Raw genomic sequence first — 14,514 nt, 5'->3', positions numbered from 1 at the left:
CGCATGCCCGACCCGAAATATCGCCGCGTGAAAAATCAGCAGAGGGTAAAGCCGAAGGCTAATGGTTTTACTCTCGTCGAAATGTTGGTGACGGTGTTCATCCTCGGTTTGCTGACGACGATCGTGGTGCTCGCCGTCCTACCCAATCAGGATAAGGCGATGGTGCAAAAGGCCAAGGCCGATATTGCAACCTTGTCGCAAGCCATGGAAATTTACCGCCTTGATAACGCAGCCTATCCCGATGCGGGGCAGGGCCTGCAAGCGCTGGCGGCGCCCCCTGCGGGCGGCGGAGCGGGCGGCGCTTATATCAAAAAACTGCCCAATGACCCATGGGGCCGCCCCTATCAATATAGCAATCCCGGACGTAACGGCGGATTTGATATTTACTCGCTTGGTGCCGACGGCGCGCCGGGCGGTGAGAATGAAAATGCGGATATTTACAGCGGCTAGATTCTCAGCCTCACCTTCTATTCGAACAAATGGATTTACGCTGGTCGAGCTGTTGGTGGTGGTGTTCCTGATTGGGCTGGCCGCCGCTGCGGTTGTGCTGTCGCTTCCCGGAGACGAGGCGAAATTGCGCGATGATGGCGAACGGCTTGCGGCGCGGATCGCCGCGCTTCGGGATCAGGCAGTGCTCGAATCCCGCCCTATGGCAATATGGATTCGGCCATCGGGCTATGGTTTTGAACGGCGCAGCGGCGGCGCGTGGGAAGCCGCTGCGGGCAAAAGCTTTGCTCAGGTCAATTGGACCAATGGCACAAGGCTATCAGGATCAGGCGCTACGGCAACAAGGCAGAACCGGCTCGTCTTTGACGTGACGGGCTTGCCCTCTGCTCCCGCCCGGTTTCAGCTTGTCAATGATGGCGCGGCATTGACGGTCAATGTCAGCGCCGCCGGGAGCGTTCGTGTTGGCGAATAAAAAACGCCCGTCTGCCAATGGCTTTACGCTGCTCGAAGTGCTGGTCGCCTTGTCGATTTTCAGCCTAGCCGCGTTGGCGTTGATACGGCTTCAGGCCTTTACGCTGCGTTCGGCCAGCGATGTCATCTCGCACGATATGGCATGGCAAGTGGCACGCAACCGCGCGGCATTGCTGCTGTCCGATCCGTCGCCCCCCGTACTTGGCGAAAGCGGCGGCACAGACGAAAATGCGGGTCGCAGTTACAGGTGGATACAAGGCGCGCAGAAAACCGATGATAGCCGGATCGTCCGGATCGATATTATCGTAATCGGCACCGATGGCCGCCGGGCGCGGCTGCAAATCGCTAGGCCGGTGCAGCTGTGACCCGCTGTTCATTCATCAAGCCGACCAATGGTTTTACGCTGGTTGAGCTGCTCGTGGCGCTGTTTATTTTCAGCCTGATTTCCGTGGCAGGTTTGGCCTTGCTGCGCAGCAGCGCCGATGGTCAGGTGGCGATTAAAAACCGGCTGGCGCAGCATAGCGACATGATGCGAACTGCCAACTTGTTGGAGGCTGATCTCGCGCAGGCAATATCGCGGCAAGTCAGGGACAATAGCGGCAATAACCGCGCTGCCTTCGTTCACGGTGCCGATGCCGGGCCTATAGGATCCGGAGGAGCGGAGGCCCTTTTCGCTTTCACGCGTACGGGCCTTCCGGCTGCTGCTGGCGGCTCGGCGATTGGGCGTGTGGCCTACAGCTTTGTCAATGGCGCGTTCAGGCGTACCGCATGGTCGGCGCCGGATGGCGGGACGGCATTGGAACCGGCGGTGCTTTTGGACGATCTGCAATCCGTTACGGTGCGCTACCGCGACAATGGCGGCCAATGGCGAAGCGATTGGAGCGCGTCGGATACAGCGGCTTTGCCCCGCGCTGTGGAATTGACCATTACCCCCAAATTGCGCCCGGCATATCGCATTGTCTTGCTGGTGGGAACGCAGGTGCGTCCGGCTCCGCAAATTCCAGGGGCGGCGGGAGCGGCACGATGACGACCCCGCCTGAGAACAAGCTGGCTGTTCAGAAAACACCGCCCGACAGCGAGCGCGGCGCGGCCTTGCTGACGGTATTGTTGTTGGTTGCGGTCATGTCGGTGATTGCTGCGACGGCGCTCGACCGGCTGCAATTGTCAACGCGGCTGGCAACAAATGGAGCCGCGATGACGCAGGCCCGTTATTATAGCTATGCCGCCGAAGCCATCGCTATGTCGAGGATCGAGGATTTGCTTGCGCGGGAGCCGGAACAATTGACGCTAGAGGGCGGCTGGCTCGACCGCGAAATACCAATTCCGACCGACCGCGGCGTTGCCACGGCGCGGATCAAAGATGCCAATAATTGTTTTAACTTGAATAGCTTAGTTGTTACGCCGCCCCAACAAACAGGCCCGGTTAGCAGCTTTGCCAATCCGGCCAGCATGGGGCAATTCGCCCGATTGATGACCATGCTGCAAGTTCCGGAAAATGAAGCGCAGGCGATAGCGCAGTCGGCGGCGGATTGGATTGACAGCGATGATCAGCCTTTACCGTCGGGCGCAGAGGATAGCCATTATCGCGGGATAGAAAATGCCGCATTGCCCGCCAATCAATGGATGGCCGACCGTAGCGAGCTGTTGGCCGTAAAAGGCATGACGGCGGCCTATTATGCGCGGATTGCGCCTTGGGTATGTGCTGTGCCGGCGGCGGGACCGACGGAGATAAATATCAATACATTGTCGCCCGACCAAGCAATTTTATTTGCAATGTTGTTTGACGGCACCGTTTCAATCGGCGACGCAAAAGCGATCCTCGCCAGACGCCCCGCAAATGGCTATGGCAGCTTGGTTCGATTCTGGAGCACACCATCGTTGGCAGCGATCAACCCCTCTGCGGCGGTACAAGGACAGGTGAAGTTGAAAAGCAGATTTTTCCAATTGCAGCTGAAAATCCGGGCGGAGGATGTGGAGCTGGAGGGCGGGGCGCTGATCGATGCAACGCCCAATGGCGGCGCAGTGCGGCCTTATATTGTCTCGCGCAGTTGGGGTGAACCGATATGAGCTTCACCAATGGCCTGATTGTCTTTCTGCCCGAAGATGGGCGGGACCAACTCCCCTGGTGGAAAGCGGACAATGGCGCGATTTCAGCGCAGGGTATTGCCGACCTTAACGATCCAACTCTGGTTTTTCCGCAATTGGACAGCGATGCAGGCATATTGGCGTTGCTGCCGGCATCGCAAACGGTTGTGCGGTGGATGGACATGGGCGATTTGGCACCGCGTCAGGCCGAAGCCGCAGCGTGCCTGAAGCTATCCGACGATAGCCTGGGTCAGTCCGATGACCTGCATCTTGTCGCCGCGCATCAAGGGGCGAACAATGTGATTGCCGTCACCATCAATAACGCACAGATGAAATGGGCGCTGGAACGGCTGGCAGCATATGGGCTTGATCCCGATATCATCATGCCATGCGGCCTTACTTTGCCAGAGCCCGAGGCCGGATTTGTGCAAGCCGATTTTGCTGGCACTGGCGCGGTGCTGCGCGGGGTTCGGATGATTATTCCCGACGAACCAGCGCTACGCAGCCTGCTGGCTGGCGACGATGATGCTATCATCAGGCTGGATGCAAAGCAGCTTGCCGAATATTTGGCGGCGGCGCTTGGGGCGCCGGTCATTAACCTGCGCAAGGGTATATTCGCGAAGAAAGAGAGCCGCATCGGAATAGATGCCCGGCAATGGCGAATATTGGGCTGGACTGCGGCGGCGGGCATTGCGGCGAGCCTGCTGCTTGCGCTCGCGACCTATTGGCAATTTGACCGCGCGGTTGACCGCGAAAATGAACGCGCATTGGCCGCTGCACAAAAAGCATTGCCACAAATTTCCGACGTCGACAGCGCCGTTGCCGCGCTTGACCGCGACATGATCCGCAAAGGTGCAGCTGGACGGACGTTCACCGCGCCCGCATCGGCGCTATTCACCGAATTACAGGTAGAGCAGGGGGCAAGCTTGCGCGATATGCGCTATTCAGCGGATGGCATTTTGGCTTTCACTGTTGCTGCGCCGACCGTCGATCCCATAAACCGGATATTGGCGATATTGCAGCAAAAAGGCTATAAAGTAACCGCCACTCCGCGTCAGGATCCGAGCGGCCTTTCTATGGCAGATATCAGCATGAGGGTGCCATGATCGAAACAGTCAGCACTTGGTTTCAGACGCTAAGCCAGCGTGAAAAAATATTGGTCGCCGTCGCCGGATTATTGAGCGCGGTGGTGATTATCGTCCTGTCGGCAATCGGACTGATAAATGCGATCACCGCAAAACAGGAAGAATATTTTGCTGCGCTTGACCGCCGAGCACAGATTGAGCGCCGGGTCGCGGAAATGGCAAAGGCAAAAACTGTGCAACAAGCCGTCGGTGGCCCGCTGCAGACTATCATCGCGCAGAGTGCAGCCGAGGCTGGCTTTGCGCTCGACAGGGCGGATGCGCCGCGTCCCGATATTGTCGATATTGCGATGGCGAAGGCGAAGCCCCGTGCGCTGATGACATGGCTCAACGGATGGGAGGCGCAGGGCATAGTAGTGCAGAAAATCGACATTAAGGCCGCCAATGATGGCACCATATCGATGACGGCATCCTTGGCGCGGCCCGGATCATGATGGCGGCCATTATGCGTCATAAGGGCCTATTCCTGCTGGGCTTAATCGCTGCCTTGTGCGCTTTACTATTGTTTATGCCGCTGCGCTTTGCGCTTAATATGGTTTTGCCATCGTCGAGCACGCTCACCGCCCGTGCAGCGTCAGGCACCATTTGGAGCGGACAAATTGCGGGCATTAAAATGGGACAGATTTCGCTAGGCGATATGCAAGCGGGTTTGGCGATCTTACCGTTGTTCACGGCGCATGCCGAATATCATTTCGAACCCATGGCAAACGGCACCGCGCAGCCGTTACAGGGGCGCGTGGGCACCGGTTTTGGCGGACGATATGTTGCCGATCTGAATGGGCAGTTACCCTTGGAGGGTGTGGATGCGCGCCTGCCATTATCGCATTTGGAGCTGACCGGATTTTCGGCGGCTTTTGATGGCGGCGTGTGCCGGCGGGCGTCGGGATCGGTCCGAATGCTCTTAAAGCCCGGTAGCTTGGACGCACTTGGCTTAAACAACGGTTTTTTGGGGCAAGCGAAATGCGATAAAAATGCGCTATTGCTGCCGCTGGTCAGCCAATCTTCCAACGAACGGGCGGAGATCCGGTTGCAGGCCAGCGGGGATTATGTGGTCACGGTCACCATTCAAAATGAAAATCCCGAAGTTGGCCTCGCGCTTACCGCAGCCGGATTTGCGCCCATTGCGCAAGGTTACCGGATGTCTGTTAAGGGGCAGCTTTGATCGCGGCGTCATGGTTGTTGCCTTTGGCGGGCGGGATATTGGGCGCAATTTTCGGTAGTTTTATCGGCGCGCTATGTAGCCGCTGGCCCGGCGGCCGGTCGGTGATGACGGGCCGGTCACAATGCGACCAATGCCAGCGCACATTATCCGCAATGGAATTGATCCCGCTGCTGTCCTTCATCCTGCAACAGGGCAAATGCAGGTATTGTAGCGGCGCAGTGGATAGCGACCAGTTTGGTGCAGAGATGCTGGCGGCGCTGATAGGGGCGGCGGCATTTGCATTTTTGCCAGTGGAACCAGCAGCGGCAACCGCAATAATGGGCTGGCTGCTGCTGCCGTTAATCTTTCTGGATTACCGGCATTTATGGTTACCAAACCGGTTGATTCTGCTTTTGGCCGTGGCTGGCCCGGTGGCCGGACATACCCTGATTCCGGGATATCAGTTGACGGTGCAGTTATTGGCCGGTGCAGGTGCTTTTGCGGCAATGGAATTGCTGCGTCATGGTTTCAAATGGCTGCGCGGAAAAGAGGGCATGGGGGCTGCTGACCCCAAATTATTTGGCGCGATTGCGCTGTGGTTGCCGCCGTTGGCGATCCCATATCTGCTGTTGGTGGCCAGCGGATTGGGGCTATTGATGCTATTTTTGCTGCGCAGCAAAGATGCAGCATTTTCCGATAAGATGCTTCCCTTTGGCACTATGCTCGGTATCGCTGCGATTGCTGTGCAATTTGCCGTCCTGTTATGATCGTTACCCGCTTGCAGCGAATATCCTGCAAGCGGGGTGATCGAGGACCAATGAAGGTTGGGCTTAAGGTTTAGTCTTGGCTGCTTTTTTGCGCTGCTCAAGCTGATATGTGTGCAGCGATGGCACCGAATTAACCGGCTTATTCAACCATTCAACATAAGGATCGGGACGGTAATCGAGCCGGATTGGACGGTTGCCGTGCATCCCGATGATGCGCGCTCCTGGACCTTGACCGGTACCCTGGATAACAATCTCTTTGCCTGGCTCTACGCCGCCATCGACCAATATGTTGATATTCCATTGCGTGTTAAATTGCCCATGGCCCGGTTTCCAATATCCCGCGCCGCCTGCCTTATACAGGTCAAACATGGGCGTACCGTCCTCGGTCTTTCCCTCTGCGCTTAGGTGAATTGTGATGTTGTCATACAAATTTTGATGGTTCGCACCGGCATGCTGATCCAAGCTGGGTGTCGTCCATGCGGTGGAGTTTTTGTAAACTGACTTGGTCGCTTGGGTGTTAAAAGTAAAAGTATGGCGGGTCGGGTTATACACCTGCACATTGTCGATCAGGACATTATGAACATTGCCAACATGGACGCTATAATGCGCCGGGTGGTCGCCTTTGGTAATGATGTTGGAAATTGTGACATTGGCGAGGTCATCGGTGATAATCCCGCTGTCGGCATTGCTTATGGTCAGGTTGTTGATCCACCCATTGTGCACACCGGTAAAATAGACACCGTTAAATCCAGACTCATTATGATGCCCGAAATATGGATTTTCCGGGAATATCATCGCAAAATCCTGCAAGCCCACATTTTTCAAATGGTCCCATTCTGCGAAATAAGCAGGCAGGCTGCTGTCAATATCATGCAGCAATGGGTCGGCGATGATTATCTGATTGCCGTTAATGGCCTCGATACGTGTTGCCTGACGAACCAAGGGACGGTCCTCGATGGTCCAATGGCGGTCGCCGATTTTTTCCTTCGTATTGCCATAAAGCGATTTGACCAACGCGCCATCGGGGCCCGCACGGTTATGCCAATGAATTTGCAGCACGTCTCCCTTGGCCAGTCCCTTGACGCTCTCCATACGCAGCGCTTTGGTTCCGCGCTTTCCGCCCGCAATATCGGCAATTTTTGTGATAGGACGGTCATATCGTTCCAAATAGGTCGCATGGCGGCCGCCCGGCGTCCGCGCCCAAATAAACCCGGCGCTCCAGCTATATTCGGAAAAAATGACGTCCAAATTTGCCTCTGGTTGTTTCTCGCGCTTATCAAGCTCCACCAGATATTCTCTAACCTCTTTCAATGCGCCGCCGTCATCAATCTGATTTAACGGACGCGGCATATATAGCTGCGTCCCGCCATCGCCATTCCCCATGCCCGAAAGCACGATATCGCTGCGTTCGATCCAGAGAATTTCGCTTAAAATATAACGTCCAGCCGCCATTTGGACACGAACAGCGCCGTTTTTTTCCGAAGCCGCTGCAATTGCCGCTTTTAACGCTGCGCTATCGTCTGTCTCATCATCGGGAACGGCGCCAAAATCGGCAACGTTAATCACTTGCTCAACATTCGGAACAGGGGCCAAACCGAATTCATATCCAGCATAGGAAAAATCGGGAAGATAATTTTGCTGCGCAACATTTTTGTCGGCCAGAATCTGGGGCGCTTCCTGCGCTCCTGCCGTTGTAGATACGCAAAAAGCTAGAAAAGCGGCTGATTGAAAATAGTTATATTTCAACATTTTAATTTCCTCTCTGTGCTGCGTGTAGCACATAATCTCTCAAATTATCCCATACAGCTATTGACCTTGAATGGCACCGGTGTCAATTATATGGTAACCGGTGTCAATATCGGATTGAGGGAGAAAAGCCTAATCAAGGCACAATAAGAGGGAGGGATTCGTGCGAATTTATACGGTCGAAGGTCGTGACAATTCAGGCAATGGTAAAAAGATATGGGCGGGTTCGTTTAGGGCTGCTTTGATGTTATCTGCTATGTTGGTTATTCCAGCACCGTTAATGGCGCAAGATACCGACAGCGCAGCCGACGCCGACGACCAAGCTGCACCCGCCGAGGAAGATGTGATCGTCGTCACTGGTGAAATCTCGCGCACAATCGAAAGCTCGTTGAAAGCGAAGCGCAATCTTTCGGTCATCGGTGATGCGATTATCGGAGATGAGGTTGGGGACCTGCCCGATTTGTCGGTTGCCGAAACGCTTGAACGGGTGGTTGGTGTTACATCTGACCGGTTCAAGGGCGGCGCATCTGAATTGTCGGTTCGCGGGCTGGGTGCCTTTTTGGGTTCTTCTTACTTGAACGGCCGCGAAGTATCGTCGGGTAGCGATGGGCGCGATGTTAATTACGGGCAATTTCCATCGGAGCTTATAAATGGCGCGGTGATTTATAAGACGCAGCAGGCAAGCTTTATCGAAGGCGGAGTGTCCGGCATTATCGAGCTGCAGACTTTGCGCCCATTGGACTATGGCAAGCGCCGGATTCAGCTGCAAGGGCTGGTGGGATATAGCGATTATGAAGACCGCGTCGAAGACGGCAAGCCGCTCAGCTACCGGTTGACTGGTTCCTATGTCGATCAATTTTCAACGCCAATTGGTGAAATCGGCATTGTTTTGGGTGGTCAGCTGCGTCAGGATACAGCGCCAGAGGACATTTACACAACAAGCTCTACATTTCGCCCATGCAATACCATTGAGGGCGTCGACCGCAGCAATGACTGCACCTATTTGACGGATTCATCGGGTGCCCCCACGGGGGCATCGGATACTTATTTCGTATCGAACCAATATATCTACCGTGCCATGTCAACCGAGGCTGATCGAAGCGCTATTATGGGCGCGATTCAATGGCAGCCCTCGCCTGATCTCGAGTTTAATTTCGATGCGCAATATAGCTTTCGTGACGATATAGAGGAGCGAGGCAACCTCGTGATTGCCGATGGCCGGCGCGATATTGCTCCTATCGCTATTTCGCCTACCGGGGCTTTGCTGGCTTGGGCAGGTGAAAGCCGGATCGAGAATCAGACAGTCTGGCGTCAGCGCAAGGAAAAATATCTTGGGCTTGGCGGCAATGTGAAATGGACAGGCGACAAGCTTTCATTGGCAGCCGATGTCGGTTTTTCCCAGACCAAGCGGCGGCAGGATGAGCTTGATATGCGGATCCGGACCAATAGCCGCATTCGGTATGAGATTGATACTCGCGACTTGCTTATTCCGTCGCTGACATTCACTAGCGTGACACCGGTTGAAAATAATACCGGGCTCACATTCGACCTGAATAACCACGCTCTCTATAATAATGGCGCGCGAGCTCGCCGCCGCTTGGAAAATGTTGACGACGAAATTTTTGCGGTGCGGTTGGACGGCGAATTTCAAATGGACGGCTTTTTTTCATCGCTTCAGGCGGGCGTGCGCTATGGTGAGCGGACGCGGTTCCATGATGACGGAATTGACGAAGAGGTCAGTCTGCTGCCCGGCAACTATTTCAACGACGCAGCGATCGCAGCGCGGCAAAGCACTTTCATCGTCCGCGATCTATTTGCAGGAGCCGATACCCCGGCTCGCGGCCTTACATTTGCAACATGGGATGCCCGCGCGCTATACACGGCTTTGACCGGTGATATTGATGCCGGGCTCCCCACTGGCTCGACATTATCGGCGCAGGATACCGATGTGTCTGAGGAAACATTTGCGGGCTACTGGCAAGGCAATTTTGACACCAATATGTTTGGGCTGCCCGCCACAGGTAATTTCGGTATTCGGGCAATCCGTACCAAAATCACCTCGCTGGGGATCAGCTCAGCGCTGGAAACAAGCCCGGGTCCCGATCCTGACACCATCACAGTGACCGAGGTCGGCGTTCCGACAATCAATGTTGAAACCAACAGCTTTTGGAATATCCTGCCTAGCGCCAATCTGGTCTTGGAGCTGGCGGATGATAAATTGCTGCGCTTTGCGGCTTATCGGGCGATAGCGCGGCCGGATCAGGAATCGATGTCTGCGGCGCTGACGTTCGACGATACGGCGGATTTGGGTGATCTTGGATCGATTGTGAGCGCGAGCGGCAACCCATTTTTGGAGCCGTTGCAATCATGGAACGCCGATATTTCCTTCGAATGGTACGCATCACCGACCAGCTCCATCGCGGTTGCGGCTTATTATAAAAGCCTGCAAACTGGGTTTCGAACCGATGTCAGTAATTTGACATTGAATGTGGACGGTGCGCCCACGGATGTTGTGATTGGCCGCACAGTCAATTCAAACGATAAAAGCTCGCTTTTCGGATTTGAAATTAGTGTGCAGCATAAGTTAAATTGGTTGCCCTCGCCGTTGGACGGTTTAGGGTTTCAGGCCAGCTATAATTTTGCGGATTCAAACTTTGAATTTCCTGACCCCACTGTGGTCGACGGGCTTGCATTGGCAGATTTCACCGAGCCTGCAAATATTCCTGGCTATTCAAAACATTCGGCCAATGCCACGTTATTCTATGAAAAAGGGCCATTCGCTGCGAGGGTCGCCTACAAATATCGTTCGGATTATTTTAAGCCATTCCGTTCCGATGCGAACCGGTTTACGGCAGATCAAGGATTTCTTGACTTTTCAGCGAGCTTAGATTTGACCAAAGCTGTGCAATTTAGGTTCCAAGCCTTAAACTTGTTGGACGAGCCCAATGTATTTTACCGTCCAACAGGCGATAGTCTTGCGGAAACAGACTATTCGGGGACGCGTTATTTTGTCGGGCTAAGGGCGCGTTTCTAGTGTTATATCGGGGGAATGGAAGTTATGGGAAAACATATGGGCGCTGAAGACATGCTATCTTCTATTTCGAGTGCTCTTGTCCAGGCACGCCGGCAGGCTGTCGCTTTGGACGGCTTTCCCGGCGCGCTACCGGTGACTTTGGAAGCTGCTTATGATGTGCAGGCAAGGTCGCGTCATATTTGGACGGATCAGGTCGGCGGGTGGAAAGTGGGCGGCGTTCCTGCTGCCTATCTGGACAAATTTGACGAGACGAGGCTGGCTGGGCCGATATTCCGCAAAAATATTTTGACCGCAAATTGGGGCGAAGTGACGTCCATGCCTGTCTATCCCGGTTTTGCCGCGGTCGAGGGTGAGCTGGTTTTTTGCCTGGGCGAGGATGAGCAGGATGACCGCCTGCATGTCGGAGTGGAAATTGCGAGCAGTCCATTGCCTGCGATCAATGATATGGGGCCGATCGCGGTCATTTGTGACTTTGGCAATAATGGCGGGTTAATTCTTGGTCCGGAAATTGAAGATTGGCGGTCCTATAAACCATCAGTTTTTAAGGTCGTTACCGAAATTGAAGGCGGCATAGTCGGACAAACCGAAATGCGGAATTTTGGCGAGGACGCTTTGGTTGCGCTCGCATTCATGCGCCGCCATGCAAAGCAATATGGCATTGATTTGCCAGCCGGTACATATGTGTCCACCGGCGCAATTACCGGCGTGCATGAAACGGCCGCAGGTTCCCGTTCTGAGGTCAGTTTTGGCGATCTTGGTACATTGCGAATACATCTCGTTCCTGCAGAGCCGATGCCATGAAGCGGGACGATGATACCTTCATGTCAGAAAAACAGCTGCAGCTAGGCCGGCGCTTATTCTTGGCAGGCGGAGCGGCGATGCTGGCGTCATGCAAGATGCAATTGTCCAATTTGCTGACATCGGCTGACACGCATGTGTCCGATTATCCCACAGTTCAGGCCGTCGCGCGCTTTGGCGAATTGTTGAAAGCCAAAACTGGAGGCAAGCTTGGGGTGAAGCTATATCCCGGCGGCCAACTTGGCAACGAACGCGATACTTTGGAAATCACCACATTTGGCGGCCTTGATCTGAATCGGGTTAATCTCGCGCCGCTCAACTCCATTGAACCATTAACCATCGTCGCGGCGCTGCCATTCCTGTTCCGTTCGACGCAGCATATGCGTAGCGCAATGGACGGGCCGATTGGTGACGAGATATTGGCGTCGCTGGAAAAACACGGGCTGATTGGGCTATGCTTTTATGATTCCGGAGCGCGAAGTTTTTACAATATTCGCGGCCCAATAAAGACCCCCGAAGATATGAAGGGTTTGAAGCTGCGCGTGCCCAGTTCCGACCTATATGTCGCGATGATTAAGTCATTGGGCGCTGATGCGACACCCATGCCGCTTGATGAAGTATATCAGGCATTGGCCCAAGGGGTGATTGATGGTGCGGAAAATAACTGGCCATCATTTGAAAGTGGCCGTCATTATGAGGTTGCCCGGTATTTCAGTTTGACCAACCACTTGCTTGCGCCTGAAGTATTCGTGATGTCGAAAATCAGCTGGGACAAGCTATCCAGTGCAGAGCAGGTTGCGGTGCGGTCCGCCGCGCGGGAATCGGTCCCTTACATGCGGGGTTTATGGGATGCGCAGGTTGAAAAAAGCCGCAAGGCGGTGCTCGCCTCCGGTGTTGCGGTCAATGAAGTGGATACTGAGGCATTTACCCGGGCGATGACCGGAGTGTGGGATAGTTTCATCACGACATCGCGGCAACGCGAGCTGGTGGATCAAATTTTGGCCATGGGAAAGGCGGGTAGCTGATGTTGGATAAAATTTCCAATGGGCTTGTCAATATCGGCGCGGCAGGGCTCGTCCTGATGACGGCGATTATTGGCTGGCAAGTATTTGGCCGTTTCATTTTGGACAGCAGCCCGTCTTGGTCGGAGCAGGCGTCATTATTGCTGATGATTTGGTACGCGCTTTTTGCCGCCGCGGCTGGAGTAAGAGAAGGTTTTCACATCCGTATCGCCTTGCTGGAAGATGTCAGCTCAGCCGAGGCGGGGCGAAGAATCCGGTTGCTGATCCATGCGTTGGTCGCCTTATTTGGAGCGGTGATGCTATATTATGGCGTTGAACTTGCATGGCTGGTCCGCGATCATGTCATCCCTTCGCTCGGCTTAAGCCGCGGTATTGCCTATATCCCGTTGCCGGTTTCGGGATTATTGATCACAATTTTCGCCATTGCCCATTTGCGCAATGAATGGAAATCAACACCGGCGAAGGAGAGCAACTGATGGAAATTTTGTTGCTTTTGGGTGTATTATTTATCCTCCTCGCGCTCGGAACGCCGGTGGCATTTGCCCTGCTGGGCGCTGCTTTGGCGACATTTATCGCGATCGACATTCCTTTGGTGGTTGCGGTGCAGCGAATGGCGGCGGGGATCAGCGTATTTACCCTTATGGCCATTCCTTTCTTCATCTTTGCGGGTGATCTGATGTACCGTGCGGGCATTGCCGACCGGCTTGTCCAAGTGGCCGATGCCGCTTTTGGCCGGGTACGCGGCGGATTGGGGCTGGTCGATGTCGGGGCATCGATGATGTTTGGCGCCGTATCTGGGTCCGCCATTGCCAGCGCCTCGGCCATCGGATCGACGATGGTGCCATTGATGAAGGACAAGGGCTATCCTGCCGACTATGCGGTCAATGTGACTGTCACGGCGGCTATTGTTGGGCTATTGATTCCGCCGTCGCATAATATGATCATCTACGCGGCGGCATCGGGTGTCGGCGTGTCGATTGGCGATCTATTTTTGGCGGGTATTATTCCCGGAATAATGACCGGCCTGATGCTGATGTTCACCGCATGGATCGTGGCGCGGCGCCGCAACCTTCCTAAAGGCCGCTTTCCCGGTTGGCGTCAATTTATCCGGGCGGCAGTTTACGCCATTCCAGGATTGATGACCGCGATTATCATCATGGGCGGCATTTTGAGCGGCATTTTTACCCCAACTGAATCGTCGGCCATCGCGGTCATCTACACGATACTGGTGGGCACATTTGTCTATCGCAGCCTGGGTTGGAGCGGCTTTGCTGAAGCCGCCAAAACATCAGTACGAACCGCATCAATGGTGCTGTTCATCATCGCCGCCGCGACCGCTTTCGGCTTTGCATTGGCGTTGCTGGAGGTCCCGGCGCAGTTGGCATCGTTAATCACCTTGATGACGGATAATCCGATATTGACCCTGCTGATTATCAACGTGATGCTTTTGGTGCTGGGCACATTCATGGATATGGCGCCGTTGATCGTTATCACGACACCAATATTCCTGCCGGTGGCAACTGCGGTAGGGATTGATCCGGTGCATTTCGGCATCGTTATGATGCTGAACCTTGGCATCGGCCTTGTGACCCCGCCGGTTGGATCTGTGCTATTCGTCGGTTCGGCGGTTGGTAAAACGCCGGTGCCGGTACTCGTGCGCACCATCTGGCCTTTCTATTTCACGCTGATACTGGCGCTGTTGCTCGTGTCTTATATCCCCGAATTATCGCTTGCGTTGCCACGTGCATTCTGACCGGACATACAACATGATAAAGGGCTTGCATCTGTTAGTGACACCGGTTACCTTTTTGACAATTGCCGGGGCGAAGCTCTGCCTAAAACGGCCCATTTCAGATAAAAT

Annotated in this window: 15 protein-coding genes; 14 read left to right on the top strand and 1 reads right to left on the bottom strand. The window is 54.6% G+C overall.

The window, feature by feature from the left end; all coding sequences use genetic code 11:
- Positions 1 to 3: 3 nt before the first annotated feature.
- From gspG to ACFOWX_RS10390, 9 genes are read left to right on the top strand one after another with little or no spacing between them, the layout of a single operon-like run.
- Positions 4 to 450 (top strand): type II secretion system major pseudopilin GspG, encoded by a 447-nt coding sequence (gene gspG, locus ACFOWX_RS10430; protein WP_381425007.1) that lies wholly within the window; start codon positions 4 to 6, stop codon positions 448 to 450.
- Positions 422 to 919 (top strand): GspH/FimT family pseudopilin, encoded by a 498-nt coding sequence (locus ACFOWX_RS10425; protein WP_381423837.1) that lies wholly within the window; start codon positions 422 to 424, stop codon positions 917 to 919. Before gspG ends, ACFOWX_RS10425 begins: the two co-directional genes overlap by 29 nt.
- Complete coding sequence (gene gspI / locus ACFOWX_RS10420) at positions 909 to 1,283, top strand: type II secretion system minor pseudopilin GspI (protein ID WP_381423836.1); 375 nt, start codon at positions 909 to 911, stop codon at positions 1,281 to 1,283. Before ACFOWX_RS10425 ends, gspI begins: the two co-directional genes overlap by 11 nt.
- Positions 1,280 to 1,945, top strand: a complete 666-nt coding sequence (gene gspJ, locus ACFOWX_RS10415; protein WP_381423834.1) for a type II secretion system minor pseudopilin GspJ — start codon at positions 1,280 to 1,282, stop codon at positions 1,943 to 1,945. Before gspI ends, gspJ begins: the two co-directional genes overlap by 4 nt.
- Positions 1,942 to 2,985, top strand: coding sequence for a type II secretion system minor pseudopilin GspK (gspK, locus tag ACFOWX_RS10410; protein ID WP_381423831.1), 1,044 nt, complete (start codon positions 1,942 to 1,944; stop codon positions 2,983 to 2,985). The genes gspJ and gspK overlap by 4 nt, the downstream gene beginning before the upstream one ends.
- Entirely contained in the window at positions 2,982 to 4,109 is a 1,128-nt protein-coding gene (gene gspL, locus ACFOWX_RS10405) for a type II secretion system protein GspL (protein ID WP_381423829.1), read from the top strand. Before gspK ends, gspL begins: the two co-directional genes overlap by 4 nt.
- Positions 4,106 to 4,579 carry a type II secretion system protein GspM gene (gene gspM / locus ACFOWX_RS10400; RefSeq protein WP_381423827.1) on the top strand — a complete coding sequence of 158 codons (474 nt, stop codon included), beginning with the start codon at positions 4,106 to 4,108 and terminating at the stop codon, positions 4,577 to 4,579. Before gspL ends, gspM begins: the two co-directional genes overlap by 4 nt.
- A gap of 11 nt (positions 4,580 to 4,590) precedes the next feature.
- Positions 4,591 to 5,307, top strand: a complete 717-nt coding sequence (gene gspN, locus ACFOWX_RS10395; RefSeq protein ID WP_381423825.1) for a type II secretion system protein N — start codon at positions 4,591 to 4,593, stop codon at positions 5,305 to 5,307.
- Complete coding sequence (locus ACFOWX_RS10390; RefSeq protein WP_381423823.1) at positions 5,304 to 6,053, top strand: prepilin peptidase; 750 nt, start codon at positions 5,304 to 5,306, stop codon at positions 6,051 to 6,053. The genes gspN and ACFOWX_RS10390 overlap by 4 nt, the downstream gene beginning before the upstream one ends.
- 63 nt (positions 6,054 to 6,116) lie before the next feature.
- On the opposite strand, the gene ACFOWX_RS10385 is transcribed toward ACFOWX_RS10390, so the two are convergent.
- Entirely contained in the window at positions 6,117 to 7,802 is a 1,686-nt protein-coding gene (locus ACFOWX_RS10385) for a glycosyl hydrolase family 28-related protein (protein WP_381423822.1), read from the bottom strand.
- A 160-nt stretch (positions 7,803 to 7,962) separates the two neighbouring features.
- Between ACFOWX_RS10385 and ACFOWX_RS10380 the strand changes: the two genes are divergently transcribed.
- The 5 genes from ACFOWX_RS10380 to ACFOWX_RS10360 are packed head-to-tail and all read left to right on the top strand — an operon-like array spanning position 7,963 to position 14,406.
- Positions 7,963 to 10,833, top strand: a complete 2,871-nt coding sequence (locus tag ACFOWX_RS10380; RefSeq protein WP_381423821.1) for a TonB-dependent receptor — start codon at positions 7,963 to 7,965, stop codon at positions 10,831 to 10,833.
- A 36-nt stretch (positions 10,834 to 10,869) separates the two neighbouring features.
- On the top strand, positions 10,870 to 11,634 hold the full coding sequence (locus tag ACFOWX_RS10375; RefSeq protein WP_381423820.1) for a 2-keto-4-pentenoate hydratase: 765 nt from the start codon (positions 10,870 to 10,872) through the stop codon (positions 11,632 to 11,634).
- The gene (locus tag ACFOWX_RS10370; RefSeq protein ID WP_381423818.1) at positions 11,631 to 12,656 is read left to right on the top strand and encodes a TRAP transporter substrate-binding protein; all 1,026 of its coding nucleotides are present in this window, start codon (positions 11,631 to 11,633) and stop codon (positions 12,654 to 12,656) included. The genes ACFOWX_RS10375 and ACFOWX_RS10370 overlap by 4 nt, the downstream gene beginning before the upstream one ends.
- Complete coding sequence (locus ACFOWX_RS10365) at positions 12,656 to 13,129, top strand: TRAP transporter small permease (RefSeq protein WP_381423816.1); 474 nt, start codon at positions 12,656 to 12,658, stop codon at positions 13,127 to 13,129. The genes ACFOWX_RS10370 and ACFOWX_RS10365 overlap by 1 nt, the downstream gene beginning before the upstream one ends.
- Entirely contained in the window at positions 13,129 to 14,406 is a 1,278-nt protein-coding gene (locus ACFOWX_RS10360; protein WP_381423814.1) for a TRAP transporter large permease, read from the top strand. Before ACFOWX_RS10365 ends, ACFOWX_RS10360 begins: the two co-directional genes overlap by 1 nt.
- The last annotated feature ends 108 nt before the right edge of the window (positions 14,407 to 14,514 follow it).

This window comes from Sphingorhabdus arenilitoris (assembly GCF_042651485.1).
GTDB lineage: Bacteria > Pseudomonadota > Alphaproteobacteria > Sphingomonadales > Sphingomonadaceae > Sphingorhabdus_B > Sphingorhabdus_B arenilitoris.
The sequence above is the reverse complement of the archived record's forward strand: the minus strand, read 5'-3'. Positions and strand labels throughout refer to the sequence as shown.